The following is a 17,926-nucleotide window of genomic DNA, read 5'->3' as shown; positions in this document are numbered from 1 at the left end:
TAATGAACACATGACAGCGCCGATTATGTCTGTTTCGCATCTGACCACCGCCTTTCAGGTAAACGGCGAGTGGATGAACGTGGTGCGGGATTTATCCTTTACGATTGGCGAGAAAGAGACGGTCGCCGTGGTGGGGGAGTCCGGTTCAGGGAAAAGCGTGATGGCGAAATCCATCATGCGTTTGCTGCCGCCCGGCCAAAGTCGGGTTGAGGGACAGATTCATTTTGGCGACACCGAGCTGTTGTCGCTCCCCAATAAAGCGATGCAGGATGTGCGCGGCAACCGCATCGGCATGATTTTTCAGGAACCGATGACCAGCCTGAATCCGGTCTTGCCGATTGGCTACCAGATTACGGAAGTGCTACGCCGCCATCGCGGCATGGGTAAAGCGGAAGCGCGCGCCGAAGCGGTACGCCTGCTGGAAAAGGTACGCATTCCGGCGGCGAAATCACGGCTGAACGAATATCCGCAAAGTTTCTCCGGCGGGATGCGCCAGCGTGTGGTGATTGCGATTGCGCTGGCCTGTCACCCGACGCTGCTGATTGCCGACGAACCAACAACGGCGCTGGACGTTACGATTCAGGCGCAAATTCTGACGCTGATAAAAACCCTTCAGGAAGAAGAAGGGATGTCGGTGTTGTTTATTACCCATGACATGGGCGTCGTGGCGGAAGTGTCCGACCGTACGCTGGTGATGTATCAGGGCGAAATGGTGGAAAATGCCGTCACGCGGGAAATCTTTCATCATCCGCAACAGCCTTATACCCGCATGTTGTTATCCGCCGTGCCCAAATTAGGTTCGATGTCCGGCAGCGCGTGGCCGCAGCGCTTTCCGCTGGTCGATCTCAAAACGGGAGAGCGCCAGCCGGTGCCTGAAGCGGTGAATACTGTGTCGGGCGAGAAGCCAGTGCTGACGGTAAAAAATCTGGTCACCCGATTTGATATCCGATCAGGTTTTTTCCGGCGACTGTCTGGGCGGGTTCACGCGGTGGAGAATGTCTCGTTTGATCTCTGGCCGGGAGAAACGCTTGCGCTGGTTGGGGAATCAGGCTGTGGTAAATCCACCACGGGTCGATCGATTATTCGCCTTAACGATGCCGTCAGCGGCAATATTCAACTGCTGGGAAAAAATATCCTGACGGCGGATAAGCGTGAATTGACTGATTCACGGCGGCAGATTCAGATGGTGTTTCAAGACCCGTATGAAAGCCTGAACCCGCGTATACGGATAGGGGAAGCGATTGCCGAACCGATGCTGTTGCATGGGCTGGCGACCCGGCAGAATGTGAATGCGAGGGTGAGTGAATTGTTGGAACAGGTGGGGTTATCCAGCGATATGGCCTCGCGTTTCCCGCACCAGTTCTCCGGCGGGCAGCGCCAGCGTGTGTGTATTGCACGTGCACTGGCGCTGGAGCCAAAAGTGATTATTGCCGATGAATCGGTATCGGCGCTGGATGTGTCCGTTAAGGCGCAGGTGATCAACCTGATGTTGGATCTCCAGCAGACGCTGGGGCTGTCATTTTTGTTTATCTCGCATGATATGGCGGTCGTCGAGCGTATCAGCCACCGCGTGGCGGTAATGTATCTCGGCGAAATTGTGGAGATCGGCCCACGTTCGGCGATCTTCGACAACCCGCAGCATGACTACACCCGACGTCTTATTTCAGCGGTGCCTGTGCCTGACCCAGACACCCGCCCGGTGCGTAATATCACCAATGATGAACTGCGCAGCCCAGTACGCGCCCCCGATTTCCATCCTCCTGAGCGTCGCTATAAGCAAGTCGGAGAAGGGCATTTCGTACTGGAGTGAAATTAAGTGCGCGGAGTGTGCAACTGAGGTTTTAAGCTAACGCTCTATTTCATAATGCGATGGTATAGTCATTCTTTCACGGTGACAGGGAGGCGGTAGGAATGGCAACGTTCGTGGTGCGTCATATAGGCAATAGCGATATTGACGATTTCAGGAGAGTACGGCTTGAAGCACTCAAGCTACATCCAGAAGCATTCGGTGCGTCTTTTGAAGAGGAATGCCAGCAACCAGAAACGTTCTTTGCTGAACGCCTCCGTCTAAACCTGGTTTTTGGCGGATATGACCTGCAAAACAGGTTGCAGGGTATCGTAGGGGTAAGCATTAACACTGCACCGAAGCTACATCATGTCGCCATGATTTGGGGAATGTATGTCCGAGCTGAAATGAGAGGAGCCGGCCTGTCTCGATCGCTTTTGGAAACGGCATTACAGGCATCTTGCAAGGCCAAAACAGTGAAACTTTCAGTAGCGGCAACCAACAAATCGGCACGAGCCCTTTATTGTTCTTTCGGGTTTAGAGAATGGGCAACGGATACTGCTGCTCTATACATTGATGGTGAATATCATGACGAAATTTTGATGAGACTTGATATTAATTAGATAAGTCGTAACTCCAGACGTCTTTGCACTGGCTACTACGTACTTGCTAAAACACGCATAGAGACACGTCGTGCCGCACCACCGAAGTATTTACAGGATCGTCTCAGAGCGAATTTGACATCATTTTCCCATAGAAAAACGGATTTTCCTCTTGAGTGAGGAAAGTCCGTTTAATTTTTTGATTGTCTATCAGCAAGCATTATTTGTAGATGACGGCGACGCCGCGCAGCTGGTTGTCACCGGTGGCAGACGTGATGGTGAAGGCGCTGGCACCCGCTTTTTCTGCTTTCTGAGCCAGCTGTGCTTGCAGTGAATCCAGGCTACGGGCAGTAGCACTAACGACACCCACTTTTTCCAGGTTCTGAGCCTGTTGTGAAGACACCTGATCGGCAGCGAAAGTACCGAAAGACAGGGCAGACAGTACGGCAGCAGCGGCGAAGAATTTTACGTTTTTCATGTGATGTATCCTATTCAATGTTGTTCGGAGTGAAAGGTCATTTCCTTTCGATGAAGAGGATATTACGCCGATGCTGATAGAAGGAAAAACGGAGTGTTTTGAGAATATCTGTCAATATTTTTGATGTTATTTCTGGCGATAAGATGCACTATCTCGATCGCCAGAATGAAGGCTATATCGCCGCTTGCTGAGGTAAGGGAGATGAGGTTGGAGCCAGCACGCGTTCTAGCACGCGGGCTTCCAGTTCCGCCAGCTTTGCCGACCCGCGGCGTCGTAGTCGTGGCAAATCCACCGTAATATCCAGCCCCACACGACCTTCTTCGATCAGAATAACCCTGTCAGCCAGCGCAATGGCTTCGGAGACATCGTGCGTCACCAGCAGTACGGTGAACCCGTGCTGGAGCCACAGATTTTCGATCAGGCTTTGCATCTCGATGCGGGTCAAGGCATCCAGCGCCCCCAGCGGTTCATCCAACAGCAGCAGACGCGGATGGTGAATGAGCGCGCGCGCCAACGCAACGCGCTGTTTCTGGCCACCGGACAGCGCCGCTGGCCAATCGTTGGCGCGATCCGCCAGCCCGACAGAAGCTAGTGCGTCCTGTGCTTTCTCACGCCAGTCGCCACGTAACCCCAGCCCGACATTATCGATCACCTTCTTCCATGGCAGTAGTCGCGCTTCCTGAAACATCAGCCGCGTGTCGTCTTTCGCGCTGCTGAGCGGTGCGGTACCTGTCAGAAGTTCACCGCTGCTGGCGGCTTCCAGCCCGGCGAGCAGGCGCAGCAGGGTACTTTTGCCACAGCCGCTGCGGCCAACGATGGCCACAAACTGCCCGGAAGGAATGCGTAACTGCACGTCATTCAGTACCGTACGGTGGCCGTAGTGCTTGGTGATAGCATCCAACGAGAGCGGCGTCCCCTTGGTGAGCGGCGACGGTGAATGGGATGGTATAGCAGAATCGGTAAAAGCGGTCATGATGCGTCCCCCGATGAGGTTTGATAAGCCGGATTCCAGCGCAGCCAAATGCGTTCCAGCCCTTGAGCGCTGACATCAGCTAGCTTGCCGAGCAGCGCGTAAAGGATGATGGCAACCACCACCACGTCCGTTTGCAGAAATTCACGGGCGTTCATGGCGAGATAGCCGATGCCGGAGTTGGCAGAAATGGTTTCCGCGACGATCAGCGTCAGCCACATAAAGCCCAACGCGAAACGGATACCGACCATGATAGACGGCAACGCACCGGGCAGTACCACCTGATAGAACAGGCTAATGCCGGACAGACCGTAACTGCGCGCCATTTCCAACAGGCCGCGATCGATGTTTTTAATACCGTGATAAGTGTTGAGGTAAACCGGAAACAGCGTGCCTAGCGCGACCAGAAAAATCTTGGCCGCCTCGTCAATGCCAAACCATAGAATCACCAGCGGAATCAGCGCCAGATGGGGGACGTTGCGGATCATCTGCACTGAGCTGTCCAGCAGACGCTCACCCCAGCGTGATAGCCCGGTGATAAAGCCGAGCACTAATCCGATACTGCCGCCGATAGCAAACCCGATCAGGGCGCGCCAACCGCTGATCGCCAAATGCTGCCACAGTTCGCCGCTATAGATGAGTGACCACCCTGCGGTAATCACCGAACTGGGCGCAGGCAGAATCCGGTTGGATAGCCAGCCGAACTCGACGGATATTTGCCACGCGACCAGCAGCGTCACGGGGAGTAGAAAAGGCGCAAGCCGTTTTGCCAGCGAGGAGAGCGTTCTTGCCATGATCGATTCCTCAGCTTTGTGAGACCTTGCGCGGTACATAGCGGTTTGCCACCACTTCTCCCGCGTTATTCACGGCATGCAGCGGCGTCGGCTGTTGCGCCAGATTGAGGTGCGGGAACAGCAGTTCACCTACGCGATACGCCTCTTCCAGATGCGGATAGCCAGACAAGATAAAGGTATCAATCCCAAGATCGGCGTATTCCTGAATGCGTTCGGCAACCGTCGGACCATCGCCGACCAGCGCTGTACCCGCACCGCCACGAACCAGACCGATACCGGCCCACAGATTTGGACTAATCTCCAGCTTGTCCTTTTTGCCGCCGTGCAGGGCTGCCATCCGCTGTTGTCCGACAGAGTCGAAGCGCGCCAACGCCGCCTGTGCATCGGCGATAGTCTTTTCATCCAGATGGGAAATCAGCCGATCGGCAGCCTCCCAAGCCTCTTCGGTGGTTTCCCGCACGATGACGTGCAGACGAATACCGAAGCGAACTTCACGTCCCTGCGCCGCTGCTTTAGCGCGGACTTCCGCCAGCTTTTCTTTCACCTGCTCAGGTGGTTCCCCCCACGTTAGGTAGAGATCGACCTGCTCTGCCGCCAGATTCTGTGCTGCCTCGGAAGAGCCGCCAAAATAGAGCGGTGGACGCGGCTGCTGCACGGGCGGGTAAAGCAGCTTGGCGTCTTTGACCTGAATGTGTTTACCAGCAAAATCAACCGTTTCGCCTTCCAACAGCCTGCGCCAGATGTGAGTGAATTCCGCCGAGGCTTCATAGCGTTCTTCATGGCTGAGGAACAGCCCTTCGGCGGCCAGCTCTTCCGGGTCGCCGCCGGTCACCAGATTGAACAGCGCGCGACCGTTAGACAGCCTGTCCAGCGTAGCGGCCTGACGCGCGGCGATGGTGGGGGAAATGACGCCGGGGCGTAGGGCGACGAGAAACTTAAGCCGCTGCGTCACCGGAATGAGTGATGCCGCAACCAGCCAGGAATCCTCGCAGGAGCGGCCTGTCGGCAGTAAGACGCCGCCAAATCCCTGCCGCTCGGCGGCTTGCGCCACCTGTTGTAGATAACTGTAGTCAACATGACGTGCGCCCTCGGTGCTTCCAAGATAGCGACCGTCTCCATGGGTGGGCAGAAACCAGAATACGTTAAGACTCATGGTATTAACTCCTTGAACAGTCTTGTTTGGGTAAACAAAATATGTGTGGTAGGTAGGTTAAGGCGTTTGGGGATGCCAGACGCGCTCCGCGATATTGACCTTCACCGGCACCAGACGGTTTTCATAAAACAGGTCGGCCGTGGATTGCTGTGCCTTGATCGTGGCGGCATCCAGCGGTTCGATGGTGGTTGGTGGGCGATGATCGAGTGCCGTTTCAATCACTTTTTCCGGCAGCCCTACCGCGTTGGCTAACAGCGTGACGCTTTGTGCCCGGTCGCTGATTGTCAACGCATCGGCTTTGGTCAGTTCGTCCAATACCTGGCGAATAAAGCTGCCGTGTGCCTCAGCGTAAGGGCGACCCGCCAGATAGAAAGAACCGGTTTTATCGAGCCCGCTGCTATCAACCAGCACCCGAACGCCGCCTTCCAGCAGCGCAGCAGAATAGTAGGGGTCCCAGATTGCCCAGGCATCGACATTACCTTGCTGGAATGCCGCGCGGGCGTCAGCGGGGGTTAGGTAGGTCGGTTTGATATCGGTGAATGTTAGCCCGTCGCGTTGCAGCGCACGCAGCAGCGTGTTATGCGCGCTGGAGCCTTTCTGGAAGGCGACTTTGCGACCTTTCAGATCGGCAACGGTTTTCACCGGGCTGTCTTCCCGCACCAGAATCACTTCGGCCTGTGGTTTCGGTGGTTCCACGCCGACATACAGCAGGTCCGCGCCAGCGGCTTGCGCAAAAATAGGTGGGATATCACCTGTGCCGCCGAGATCGATACTGCCAACATTCAGCGCTTCCAGCATCTGTGGACCCGCAGGGAATTCAACCCAGCTGATTTTGGTGTTAGGGAACTGTTTTTCCAGCAACTGGTGGGATTTTGCCAGCACCAGGCTGACCGAACCTTTCTGATAGCCGACCCGTAGCTGCGTGGGTACGCTGTCCTGTGCATAAGCGGTGGACACGAACAGCACGGTGCTGGCAGCGAGAATCGTAGCGATCTGGCGTAGCCGCACCGTCACGTTTTTCCATAACGGTGTGCGCTTTCCACGTCTTTCCGTGACCGATCGGTTCATCATCAATGGCATGCGTGTGACCTCTCCCTTATAACGAAAAATTAAAATACAGTGAGAAAATGCAACATCAGGTGATAACCATAACAGGCAGGCGGTGGGCTTTTTAAATCTCAATTTGTCGTTTTTATAGCCAAAAGTAGGAAATGCCTGAAATCAGCACACTTAGCGTAATAAGCGCGGCAATAGTCGGGTTTATCCGTCTTTCATGTCTGAAACACGTTTTCCATGACCTGCCTCACATTGTTTCCCGCAATGTCTACCATTTCGTGAACCTATTATCATATATTGTTTTTTTACATGGAAAACGGTTTCCGTTTTGTTTCCAATGGCGGTGTTTCCACTGATTGTGTGTTCACTGGACGTGTTTATTCACGACGCTTTTATTGATGACGTTTTTTGATTCATAACGCACGTACGACGGGGTGTTGAAAATGAAAAGGATCATGCTTTGTTGTTCCGCTGGGATGTCCACCAGCCTGTTAATGAGAAAGATGAAGGAGGCGGCCGATACGCGTGGTCTGGACGTTGAGATTGCCGCCTACGCCGCCCATGAATTTGATGAACAAGTCGGGAAGTACGACGTTGTGCTGCTGGGGCCGCAGGTGAAATACATGCTGGCGTCATTCAAGGAGAAAGCCGAGGGAAAAGGCGTGCCTGTGGCCGCGATAGATATGATGGATTACGGTATGCAGCGCGGTGACAACGTGCTGGATTTTGCATTTTCACTGATCGAAAAATCAGGACAACCGCTATGAGTGGCCTCTATCAATCGATGGTTAATGTCATCGAACAAAAGATTACCCCGCTGGCGGGTGTGGTGGGACAACAGCGCCACATCATCGCGATTCGTGATGGCTTTATCGCCGCGCTGCCTTTTATGATCATCGGTTCATTCATGCTGGTGTTCATCTTTCCACCGTTCTCGCCGGATACCACGCTGGGGTTTGCCCGCGCGTGGCTCGATTTCTCCGTTGCCTACCGTGAGCAACTGATGCTGCCGTACTACCTCAGTATGGGGGTCATGACCTTCTTTATCTCCGTGGGTATTGGTGCCAGCCTGGGTAAGCATTACAAGCTGGACCCGATCATGACCGGCCTGCTGGCGCTGATGGCATTTTTGCTGGTGGCTGCGCCTTATCACGATAAGCAGATTTCTACTCAGTATTTCTCCGGTGAGGGGATTTTTACCGCGATTCTGACGTCAATTTATGCGGGTGAGGTGTATGCCTGGCTGAAGAAGCGCAACATCACCATTCGCCTGCCGAAAGAGGTGCCGACTGGCGTGGCACGTTCGTTTGAGATTCTTATCCCTGTGCTGGTGATCGTCGCGACGCTGCACCCGTTTAACCTGTTCATCCAGTCTGCTACCGGCATGATTATCCCGGAAGCCATTATGCACCTGTTGGCACCGCTGATTTCGGCGTCGGATTCGCTGCCTGCGATTCTGATTTCGGTATTTATTTGCCAGATTCTGTGGTTTGCCGGGATTCACGGCGCGCTGATCGTTACCGGGATCATGAACCCGTTCTGGATGACCAATCTGGCGTTGAATCAGGCTGCACTTTCAGCGGGCGCACCGCTGCCGCATATTTATTTGCAGGGTTTTTGGGATCACTACCTGCTGATTGGTGGGGTCGGTTCTACGCTACCGCTGGCCTTTTTGTTACTGCGTAGCCGTGCGGTTCATCTACGTACGATTGGCCGGATGGGCGTGGTGCCGAGCTTTTTCAATATCAACGAACCGATTCTGTTTGGTGCCCCGATCATCATGAACCCGCTGCTGTTCCTGCCGTTTATTTTCGTGCCAATGGTTAATGCGGTTATTGCCTATACGGCGACGAAACTCGGCTGGATCGCACAGGTGGTTTCCCTTACGCCGTGGACGACGCCCGCACCGATTGGTGCATCGTGGGCGGCGAACTGGGCTTTCAGCCCGGTGATCATGTGCTTGTTGTGCATGGTGATGTCGGCCGCAATGTATTACCCGTTCCTGAAAGTTTATGAGCGCACGCTGCTCAAACAGGAGCAGGAGAAACAGCAGCAGGCGGCAGGCGAAGCAAGTGCCAGCGCATAAATACGAGTGAAACAGAGAGGAACGTATGCACGATCATCTTCAGAACGATTTCCGCTTTCCCGCGAATTTCTGGTGGGGCAGTGCCAGTTCGGCACCGCAAACGGAAGGCGAAAGCCTCAATTATGGTAAAAGCGCCACCGTGTGGGACGAATGGTTTGCCACGCAGCCCGGCCGTTTTCACCAGCAGGTTGGGCCGGCGGATACTTCCACGTTTTATCAGCACTGGCGTGAAGATATCGCGTTGCTGAAGACGCTAAATCACAACACGTTCCGAACGTCGATCTCGTGGGCGCGGCTGATTCCCGACGGCGTGGGTGAACCTAATCCGCAGGCGGTGGCATTTTATAATCAGATCATTGATGAAATGCTGGCGCAGGGCATCACGCCGTTTATCAATCTGTTCCATTTTGATATGCCAATGGTGATGCAACGCCTGGGCGGCTGGGAAAATCGGGCGGTGGTCGTGGCGTATGCGGGTTATGCGGCGACCTGTTTCCGCCTGTTTGGTGACAGGGTAAAACATTGGTTTACGTTTAATGAGCCAGTGGTGCCAGTGGAAGGCGGGTATTTGTATGATTTCCACTACCCGAACGTGGTGGATTTCAAGCGTGCGGCGACGGTGGCGTACCATACGATGCTGGCGCATTCGCTGGCGGTGAAAGCCTATCGCGAGCAGTCTCAGGGCGGAGAAATTGGCATCATCCTCAACCTGACGCCTTCCTACCCGCGTTCCCAGCATCCGGCCGATGTTAACGCTGCCAACATCGCCGATCTGATGTTTAACCGCAGTTTCCTCGATCCCGCCCTGAAAGGGGAATATCCGCAGGAATTGGTCGATCTGCTGCATCGCTATGGTCAACTGCCGCATTGTCAGCCTGACGATCGTGCGATGCTGGCCGATGGTGTTGTCGATTTACTGGGTATTAACTATTACCAGCCGCGCCGTATTCAGTGCCGTGACAGTCTGGTCAATCCCGATAGTCCGTTTATGCCCGAATGGTTCTTCTCCAGCTATGAAATGCCGGGACGAAAAATGAATCCCTATCGCGGCTGGGAAATTTACGAACCGGGCATCTATGACATTCTGACTAACCTGCGGGTGAATTACGGCAATCCGCGCTGCTTTATTTCGGAAAACGGCATGGGGGTGGAGAACGAACAGCGTTTCGACGCCAACGGCCAGATTCAGGATGATTACCGCATCGATTTTGTCCGCGAACACCTGAAATATGTACACAAAGGTATCGCGGAAGGCAGTCACTGCCTCGGCTACCATATGTGGACGTTTATCGATAACTGGTCGTGGTCGAATGCCTATAAGAATCGCTATGGTTTCGTGCAGTTGGATTTGGCGACGCAGACGCGCACGGTGAAGAAAAGCGGGAAATGGTTCGCGGCGGTGGCGGCCGAAAATGGTTTTCAAGGTTCAACGTTGTAAGTCTATCCACGTCGGTGTGGCACTCTGCTACACCGAATTCATCGCCTTTCCTGCTTTCCCATGCCCCCCCTTTCGCATAAATAAAAAAACCGGCTTGCCCTGATGAGGAGGCAAGCCGGAAAGAGGGTAATACAGGTCTATCTATGATGACTTATCGGGACAAACAGCTCAGGCTCAACAACACTTAGTTGAAGATTACCGCAGAGCCACGCAGCTGATCGTTACCGGTCGCAGACGTGATGGTATAAGATTTAGCGCCTGCTTTTTCTGCTTTCGCTGCGAGCTTAGATTGCAGTGAGCTTAGGTCTTGAGCAGTAGCAGTAACAACACCCGCTTTTTCCAGGTTCTGTGCCTGTGAAGGAGACACGTATTCAGCAGCAGAAGCACCGAAAGCAACGGTAGCGAGAACAACAGCAGCAGCGATGGTTTTTACGTTTTTCATGATGTCTTATCCTTTTCTTATTTGATAGGTGAAAGGGGGCTGCCCTTTCGATATGAAGAATGTTACGCCAATGCTAATAAATTAAAAAACGGATGTTATTGAGGAAGTCTTTCTATTTTTTTGAATGACAATATTCGTTGTTGTTTGTTTTTTTTAAATTTAAAACAATAACTTATACATAAAACTGAATTTTATTTACAAACTATTGACTGATATTGAATAACTGGGGTGATGTCTTGTCTGTTGAAACACAACTAACCTTTAATGCTGCTGGTCATCAAATTACCAATATTAACTGCTGGTCATGTGATGGAAGTTGGCTGGTTTATGACATAAGGCCCTATGGATCTTCATTCACAGGGCTGACCATTGAGCGCATACACCTGAAAAGTCGTAAAACCGAGGTTGTTTATCGAGCAGCGGCGGGTGCACATGTGGGCGTGGTGACCTGTAGCCCGCGGGAGCCGCTGCGCTATGTCTTTATCCACGGGCCGGAAAATCCGGATAGCGAATGGCAGTATGATTTTCACCATCGCCGTGGAACGATAGTGGCGGATCGCCAGCGCGATGAGGCGAGCACGCTTGACGCTCTCTCTATTACGCCGCCTTATCAGGCCGGTGCGCTGCGCGGCGGTACGCATGTCCATGTCTTCAGCCCGGATGCCAGTCGTCTGAGCTTTACCTATAACGACCATGTGCTGCATGAGCGCGATCCGGCATTAAACTTGCGCAATGTAGGCGTGGGCGTGCCGCTACAGGCCGTCACCGTTGAGAAACGCCATCCGCGTGAATATGACGGCAGCCACTATTGTGTTCTAGTCAGCAGAACGACACCGCAACCGCAACCCGGCAGTGATGAAATCAATCGCGCTTATGAAGAAGGCTGGGTGGGCACCACGGGCTATATTCGACAGGACGGTTCGCACCAGCGCTGGGCGCTGGTATTTATTGGTGATACGCGATCGCTGAACGGGACAATGGTTCCTGAGATTTTTATCGTCGATTTGCCGGAGGCGCTGGAAGATTACGCCAAAGAGGGTGATGCGCCACTGGCGGGGACGGCAACCTCGATGCCTGCGCCGCCTGCGGGCGTGCATCAGCGGCGTTTAACCTTTACGCACCAACGCCATTATCCTGGTTTGGTGAATCAGCCGCGCCATTGGCTACGTTCCTCGCCCGATGGCAGCGAGATCGCATTTTTGATGCGTGACGAGGCTGGTGTGGTGCAATTGTGGACGCTTTCCCCGAATGGCGGTGAGCCAAGACAGGTAACGCATACGGAACACGGTGTACAGTCTGCTTTTAACTGGCACCCGGATGGGCGTTCTCTGGCATTTGTGTGTGACAACAGTATCATGCTGTGTGATGCGAAAAGTGGTGAGCTTGTTCGGATGACGGCGAGGACGGACAGCGCGCCGAGCGCGGATGCCGTGGTCTTTTCCCCTGATGGGAAACACGTTGCGTATATGCGGGAAATTGACGGTTTTAATCAGCTTTTCGTCGTGACCTGCTTGCGATCATGACTGCGGCGTAGCGGGTTCACGGCGAATGCGGTGCTATCAAAGCTGATTATGCGGTGTGGTAGCAAATTGTGAGTTGGCAGTTTGGTTTTGCTCTTCGCTTTGAGAAATGCGCTCACGCGTCGACAGTTTGCTCTTCTCGCTGCCCGCGCGATAGTAGTCGTAGGGCAGCAGCAACGTATCGGCCACCGCGGAGAACGGCAGATCGAGCGCAACCAGCGGCATCATGGCCCAACTGGTGTCGTCGTCACGCAGCATACCCACGCTGGCGCGTGTGCCGGAATAGTATCCCTGATCGCTTCCAGTATGCGTCATCACGCTGGAGCAGCCGCCGGTTACTACCGCGCCGCTACCGGTAATAATGAAAGAGAACAACGCACTTTTCAGTAAAGTCATATTACTTATCCATTAAGAACCTGCTGCCAGAGCGGGTCGAAGCCTAGTACTGGCCACTTAAGTCCGTTGTTAGGGGAAACACAGGGGAGGTTCCCGCAGGGACGCCTCACCCCTGTGGCCGCCCCGTGTATCTCAATGCTTAAACGATCGGCACTAGGCCAAACCTACCTATCTTGAGTGTATGTGATAACGACCACTGTGTGAGTGAATATTGCATGAAACACAGCGATTTTTCTTTTTTGCCTCTTGAAAGTCTGAGGGGGGTCACCATATTGATCGTAAGCCGGAAGAAAACGATATGCCGTCAGGGTATCTGTCCCGGCTGTGAGCCTGTCCTTAGGGAAGGTAAAGAATAAATCCTCGCTGCATGTTTAGGAGGCTGTTTTATGCGTAACCCCGATTTTTCCCCACTGTACCGTTCCGCTATTGGTTTCGATCGCCTGTTCAATCTATTAGAAACCGGCCAGACCCAGAGCAACGGCGGCTATCCTCCCTACAACGTCGAACTGGTTGATGAGAACCAATACCGCATCGCGATTGCCGTCGCTGGTTTCGCCGAGCAGGAGCTGGACATCACCGCGCACGACAATTTATTGATTGTTAAAGGTGCCCACGCTGGTGAGCAGGTTGCCCGTAACTACCTGTATCAGGGCATTGCCGAGCGCAATTTCGAACGTAAATTCCAGCTGGCCGAACATATTCAGGTAAAAGGCGCCAATCTGGAAAACGGGCTGCTGTATATCGATCTCGAACGTATCGTGCCGGAAGCGATGAAGCCGCGTCGGATTGAAATTAAGTAAACCAATATCAAATTAATTGAGCACTGCCTGAAACGGCAATGCCATGAATGACTATATCGTCTGCCGAATGGGGACGACGCCAGCGATTGAAACGTGGCTGGCATAAGCTATGCCCACAGGGGCATCATTAATCTCGCTTCTTAGAAGGAGTCATATTATGCGTAACTACGACTTATCACCTTTACTGCGTCAGTGGATCGGTTTTGACAAATTAGCGAGCTCAATGCAGGGCAGTCAGGAACCGATTGATTTTCCTCCGTATAATATCGAGAAGAAAGACGACAACCACTACCGCATCACGCTCGCGCTTGCAGGTTTCCGACAAAGCGATCTGGATATTGAAGTCGAAGGACCACGCCTGACCGTGAAAGGCAGCCCGGCACCGACCGAGAAAGCCGTGGAATATCTGCATCAGGGGCTGGTGTTTAAACCTTTCACGCTGAGTTTTACGCTGGCTGAGCATCTGCATGTGTCCGATGCGCATTTTGAAAATGGCCTGCTGCACATCGATCTGGTACGTGACGTACCGGAAGCCTTGCAGCCGCAGCGTATCGCCATCGGCGGTGGCCGCCCGGCATTGAACCAGCAGTCTGCCGAAGATGCGTCATAACGCGACATCTGCGTTATTAACCTGATAACTTCCCGCGCTCGTCTCATTACGGGCGCGGTTTTGTGTTGCCCACCACGTTTCTCTCCCCAGCATTCTGCCAGAATCAAAATAGACTCGTCATAGAGTATGGCAGCAGTGGCATTTCCCAATAAAAACGTCCGCAAAGGATACGGGTATGAGTGATATCGCACTTACCGTGAGTATGCTGGCGCTGGTTGCCGTTCTGGGGTTATGGATTGGCAACTGGCGGATTTATGGCGTCGGGTTAGGGATTGGCGGGGTTCTGTTCGGTGGGATCATCGTCGGGCATGTTGCCCATCAGTACCAGATTCAACTGAATGATGACATGTTGCATGTGATTCAGGAATTTGGGCTGATCCTGTTTGTCTACACCATTGGCATTCAGGTTGGGCCGGGCTTCTTTTCCTCTCTGCGCGTATCTGGCCTGCGCCTCAATGCGTTCGCTCTGCTGACGGTGTTTCTCGGCAGTGTGGTGACCGTCCTGCTACATAAACTGCTCAATATTCCTTTGCCCATTATTCTCGGTATTTTCTCCGGTGCGGTGACCAACACGCCTTCTCTGGGCGCGGGGCAACAGATTCTGACCGATCTCGGTTCGAGTACAACCTTAGTGAACCAAATGGGAACGGGCTACGCGATGGCGTATCCGCTGGGGATCTGCGGCATTTTACTGGTGATGTGGCTGATGCGTGTCTTGTTTCGTGTCGCGGTGGATAACGAGGCAAAACAGTTTGAAGCCAGTAATGGTCAGCACCATGAACAACTGCACACGATGAATGTGTCGGTGACGAATACCAATCTGCAAGGGCTGGCGATTCAGGCTGTGCCGATTCTGAACCGCGACACCATCGTCTGCTCCCGCCTGAAACGCGGTGATGAACTGATGGTGCCGTCGCCGCAGACGCTGATTCAATTGGGCGATTACCTGCATCTGGTGGGGGCGAAAAACGATCTTGAACAGGCACGTCTGGTCATCGGTAATGAAGTAGAGACATCGCTCTCGACGCGGGGCACGGATCTACACGTTGAACGTGTAGTCGTGACGAATGAGAAAGTGCTGGGGCGCAAGATTCGTGAGCTTAATCTGAAGCAAAATTATGATGTCGTGATTTCGCGCCTGAACCGTGCGGGTGTCGAGCTGGTTGCCAGTAATCAGGCCAGCCTGCAATTTGGCGATATTCTGAATCTGGTCGGGCGAAAAGCGGCGATCGATGCCGCCGCGGATATCGTGGGCAACGCACAGCAAAAACTCCAGCAGGTACAGATGCTGCCCGTCTTTATCGGCATTGGGCTAGGTGTGTTGCTGGGTTCTGTGCCGCTGGTGATCCCTGGGTTTCCTGTGGCGCTGCGGCTTGGGCTGGCTGGCGGACCGCTAGTGGTGGCGTTGGTGCTAGGGCGCATCGGCAGTATCGGTAAACTTCACTGGTTTATGCCGCCCAGTGCGAATCTGGCGCTGCGTGAGCTCGGCATTGTACTGTTCCTGTCGGTGGTGGGGCTGAAATCCGGCGGCGATTTCATTGATACGCTATTGAACGGCGACGGCGTGTGGTGGATTGGCTACGGTGCACTGATTACCATTGTGCCGCTGCTGCTGGTCGGCATACTGGCGCGCACGCTGGGTAAGATGAACTACCTGACGCTGTGTGGCATGCTGGCGGGTTCTATGACCGATCCGCCTGCGCTGGCGTTTGCCAATGGGCTACACCCGACCAGCGGTGCGGCGGCGTTGTCTTATGCGACGGTTTATCCGCTGGCAATGTTTCTGCGAATTATGTCGCCGCAGCTTTTAGCCGTACTTTTTCTTACCCTTTAAATGTTATCAGCTGGATAAAAAATAATATTTTCTCGCCAAATCATGATTATTTTGTTTTTTATTTTTTAATAAAAAATACCTGAGTAAATAAATAAGGAATAGATAACTCACTGTCTGGGAAAGAATTATATTACCACTATTAGGTATAAGGTTTTTTTATCATTGATGTGTCGTTAATTTCGTTAATTTTATGTTTGTAAAATGTCAATTATTATTGAATTTAAAGGGTTTTTTATCTGGAAATTAAAACCACGGAAGTTTCTTAAATAAATTAATGAACCTATTTAGTAACTAAAGTAACGCTATTTTGCAGGCGCATTATAATACTATCTCTTCATTAATCACTTGATTTGATCAGACGAGAGAAGCACCCTGAACCCTTGTTTTCTCGTCTTTTTTTCCGCAGATGATTCCTGTTGCGTTGTTTCAGCAGGGTGACGAAGGAAGAATAACGTAATACCCACTCCTCCGCACGGGACATCCGTCGTGAATACAGCATTCCGTTTTAATGAAGAGTGGTGTTCTTATGTCTGCGAATAACAGCAGGTTGATAAAGCTTCTAGTTATCCTTTGTATTGCCGGTGGCTTATGGTTATTGCCGGTTCCTGATGGCGTTAAACCTGATGCCTGGCATCTGATGGCGATTTTTATTGCCACGGTTGTCGGTCTGATTCTTTCTCCTTACCCGCTTGGCGCGATGGCGATGTTCAGCCTGACCTCGGTCGCCATATTAGGGTTATTATCCATTAAAGACGTGTTGGCGGGTTTTAGCGATCCCACCATTTGGATGATCGCCTGTGCCTTCTTTATCTCGCGCGGCTTTATTAAAACCGGTTTTGGTCGACGTATTGGCCTGCTGTTCATCAGCAAGCTGGGAAATAGTTCCCTCGGTCTGGCGTATGGTCTGGTGTTTACCGACCTGCTATTCGCTCCAGCGATGCCTTCCACGTCTGCACGCTGCGGTGGGATCATCACTCCGCTGTTCCGGTCGATCGCCGAAGCCTATGATTCCACACCGGAAAAAGGCACACAGCGTCGCATTGGTGCGTTTCTGGTGCAGTCCATTTTCCAGTGTAACGCCGTGACTTCCGCGATGTTCATGACCTCCATGGCGGGTAACCCGATGGTGGCTAAGCTGGCTTCCCAGTTTGGTATCCACATCAGTTGGACGGATTGGGCGTTAGCAACACTGCTGCCGGGCTTCCTGTCTTTGGCGCTGATTCCTTATCTGATCTACCGTTTCTACCCGCCTGAACTGAAGAAAACCTCAGAAATGCGCGCCATCGCCGTCGAAAGACTGCGTGAGATGGGCAAAATGACCCGCGATGAGTGGGTGGTGCTGGGTGTGTTCCTTGGGCTGGTGACGTTCTGGGTACTGGGCTCTACGCTGAATATCGACGCGACGCTGACCGCGTTGGCTGGCCTGAGCGTGCTGTTGCTCAGCCGCGCGCTGACCTGGGACGATGTGGTCAGTGAGAAAGAAGCCTGGCACACCGTGGTGTGGTTTGCCGTACTGATGACGCTGGCTGGCCAGCTTAACAAAATGGGTCTGATTGCCTGGCTGGGCGGATTGGCCGGTAATGCGGTTAGCGGAATGCACTGGCTGCCGATGCTGGGTCTGCTGCTGCTGGTTTACTACTACAGCCACTACCTGATGGCGAGTGCGATTGCCCACATCAGCGCTATGTACGCAATTTTCGTCTCTATTGCACTGGCAGCTGGTGCGCCGCCAATGCTGACCGTACTGGTATTCGGTATCTTCAGTAACCTGTTTATGTCTACAACTCACTACTCCAGTGGCCCGGCACCCATTTTGTTCGGCACAGGCTACGTGCCGTTGGCAACCTGGTGGAAGATCGGTTTCTTTGTCAGTCTGGTCATTATCCCTATCTGGCTGGGTGTTGGCGGCATGTGGTGGAAACTGCTCGGTTTCTGGTAATGCATTGATACCCGATGGCTTT

17 protein-coding genes are annotated in these 17,926 nt (G+C 53.1%); 10 read left to right on the top strand and 7 right to left on the bottom strand.

The window, feature by feature from the left end:
- Nucleotides 1-10 precede the first annotated feature (10 nt).
- Together A6301_RS18480 and A6301_RS18475 are read left to right on the top strand one after the other, a co-directional pair.
- Complete coding sequence (locus A6301_RS18480; RefSeq protein ID WP_107168588.1) at nucleotides 11-1,810, top strand: ABC transporter ATP-binding protein; 1,800 nt, start codon at nucleotides 11-13, stop codon at nucleotides 1,808-1,810.
- A gap of 101 nt (nucleotides 1,811-1,911) precedes the next feature.
- Nucleotides 1,912-2,409 carry a GNAT family N-acetyltransferase gene (locus tag A6301_RS18475; protein WP_107168589.1) on the top strand — a complete coding sequence of 166 codons (498 nt, stop codon included), beginning with the start codon at nucleotides 1,912-1,914 and terminating at the stop codon, nucleotides 2,407-2,409.
- A 199-nt stretch (nucleotides 2,410-2,608) separates the two neighbouring features.
- Here the strand turns inward: A6301_RS18475 and A6301_RS18470 are convergent, their stop codons facing one another.
- From A6301_RS18470 to A6301_RS18450, 5 genes are all read right to left on the bottom strand, one after another.
- Nucleotides 2,609-2,866 (bottom strand): YdgH/BhsA/McbA-like domain containing protein, encoded by a 258-nt coding sequence (locus A6301_RS18470; protein WP_234258451.1) that lies wholly within the window; start codon nucleotides 2,864-2,866, stop codon nucleotides 2,609-2,611.
- Between the two features lie 172 nt (nucleotides 2,867-3,038).
- Nucleotides 3,039-3,839 (bottom strand): aliphatic sulfonates ABC transporter ATP-binding protein, encoded by an 801-nt coding sequence (gene ssuB, locus A6301_RS18465; protein ID WP_234258450.1) that lies wholly within the window; start codon nucleotides 3,837-3,839, stop codon nucleotides 3,039-3,041.
- Complete coding sequence (gene ssuC / locus A6301_RS18460) at nucleotides 3,836-4,630, bottom strand: aliphatic sulfonate ABC transporter permease SsuC (RefSeq protein WP_107168592.1); 795 nt, start codon at nucleotides 4,628-4,630, stop codon at nucleotides 3,836-3,838. Before ssuC ends, ssuB begins: the two co-directional genes overlap by 4 nt.
- 10 nt (nucleotides 4,631-4,640) lie before the next feature.
- Nucleotides 4,641-5,783 carry an FMNH2-dependent alkanesulfonate monooxygenase gene (gene ssuD / locus A6301_RS18455; RefSeq protein ID WP_107168593.1) on the bottom strand — a complete coding sequence of 381 codons (1,143 nt, stop codon included), beginning with the start codon at nucleotides 5,781-5,783 and terminating at the stop codon, nucleotides 4,641-4,643.
- A 57-nt stretch (nucleotides 5,784-5,840) separates the two neighbouring features.
- Nucleotides 5,841-6,851 (bottom strand): sulfonate ABC transporter substrate-binding protein, encoded by a 1,011-nt coding sequence (locus A6301_RS18450; protein ID WP_370642258.1) that lies wholly within the window; start codon nucleotides 6,849-6,851, stop codon nucleotides 5,841-5,843.
- 431 nt (nucleotides 6,852-7,282) lie between these two features.
- Between A6301_RS18450 and A6301_RS18445 the strand changes: the two genes are divergently transcribed.
- From A6301_RS18445 to A6301_RS18435, 3 genes are read left to right on the top strand one after another with little or no spacing between them, the layout of a single operon-like run.
- Nucleotides 7,283-7,606: a PTS sugar transporter subunit IIB gene (locus tag A6301_RS18445; protein WP_107168595.1), complete on the top strand. Its 324-nt coding sequence runs from the start codon at nucleotides 7,283-7,285 to the stop codon at nucleotides 7,604-7,606.
- Nucleotides 7,603-8,925: a PTS sugar transporter subunit IIC gene (locus A6301_RS18440; protein ID WP_107168596.1), complete on the top strand. Its 1,323-nt coding sequence runs from the start codon at nucleotides 7,603-7,605 to the stop codon at nucleotides 8,923-8,925. The genes A6301_RS18445 and A6301_RS18440 overlap by 4 nt, the downstream gene beginning before the upstream one ends.
- Before the next feature lie 25 nt (nucleotides 8,926-8,950).
- Nucleotides 8,951-10,363: a glycoside hydrolase family 1 protein gene (locus A6301_RS18435; RefSeq protein WP_234258448.1), complete on the top strand. Its 1,413-nt coding sequence runs from the start codon at nucleotides 8,951-8,953 to the stop codon at nucleotides 10,361-10,363.
- A gap of 184 nt (nucleotides 10,364-10,547) precedes the next feature.
- Here A6301_RS18435 and A6301_RS18430 read toward each other — a convergent pair whose 3' ends face one another.
- Entirely contained in the window at nucleotides 10,548-10,805 is a 258-nt protein-coding gene (locus A6301_RS18430; protein WP_107168598.1) for a YdgH/BhsA/McbA-like domain containing protein, read from the bottom strand.
- 236 nt (nucleotides 10,806-11,041) lie between these two features.
- Between A6301_RS18430 and A6301_RS18425 the strand changes: the two genes are divergently transcribed.
- Nucleotides 11,042-12,328, top strand: coding sequence for a DUF3748 domain-containing protein (locus A6301_RS18425; protein ID WP_234258447.1), 1,287 nt, complete (start codon nucleotides 11,042-11,044; stop codon nucleotides 12,326-12,328).
- Nucleotides 12,329-12,364: 36 nt separating this feature from the next.
- On the opposite strand, the gene A6301_RS18420 is transcribed toward A6301_RS18425, so the two are convergent.
- Nucleotides 12,365-12,721: a YceK/YidQ family lipoprotein gene (locus tag A6301_RS18420; RefSeq protein WP_107168599.1), complete on the bottom strand. Its 357-nt coding sequence runs from the start codon at nucleotides 12,719-12,721 to the stop codon at nucleotides 12,365-12,367.
- A gap of 386 nt (nucleotides 12,722-13,107) precedes the next feature.
- On the opposite strand from A6301_RS18420, the gene ibpA reads away from it, so the two are divergent.
- From ibpA to A6301_RS18400, 4 genes are all read left to right on the top strand, one after another.
- Complete coding sequence (gene ibpA, locus A6301_RS18415) at nucleotides 13,108-13,521, top strand: small heat shock chaperone IbpA (RefSeq protein ID WP_005976748.1); 414 nt, start codon at nucleotides 13,108-13,110, stop codon at nucleotides 13,519-13,521.
- A 157-nt stretch (nucleotides 13,522-13,678) separates the two neighbouring features.
- Complete coding sequence (ibpB, locus tag A6301_RS18410) at nucleotides 13,679-14,131, top strand: small heat shock chaperone IbpB (protein WP_005976752.1); 453 nt, start codon at nucleotides 13,679-13,681, stop codon at nucleotides 14,129-14,131.
- Between the two features lie 175 nt (nucleotides 14,132-14,306).
- On the top strand, nucleotides 14,307-15,965 hold the full coding sequence (locus tag A6301_RS18405; protein ID WP_234258446.1) for a putative transporter: 1,659 nt from the start codon (nucleotides 14,307-14,309) through the stop codon (nucleotides 15,963-15,965).
- A gap of 526 nt (nucleotides 15,966-16,491) precedes the next feature.
- Nucleotides 16,492-17,904, top strand: coding sequence for an anion permease (locus tag A6301_RS18400; RefSeq protein WP_107168602.1), 1,413 nt, complete (start codon nucleotides 16,492-16,494; stop codon nucleotides 17,902-17,904).
- Nucleotides 17,905-17,926 lie beyond the last annotated feature (22 nt).

This window comes from Pectobacterium sp. IFB5596, assembly GCF_021432585.1.
Classification (GTDB): domain Bacteria; phylum Pseudomonadota; class Gammaproteobacteria; order Enterobacterales; family Enterobacteriaceae; genus Pectobacterium; species Pectobacterium punjabense.
Note: the sequence above shows the minus strand (reverse complement) of the source record. Positions and strands in the feature narration are given on the sequence as shown.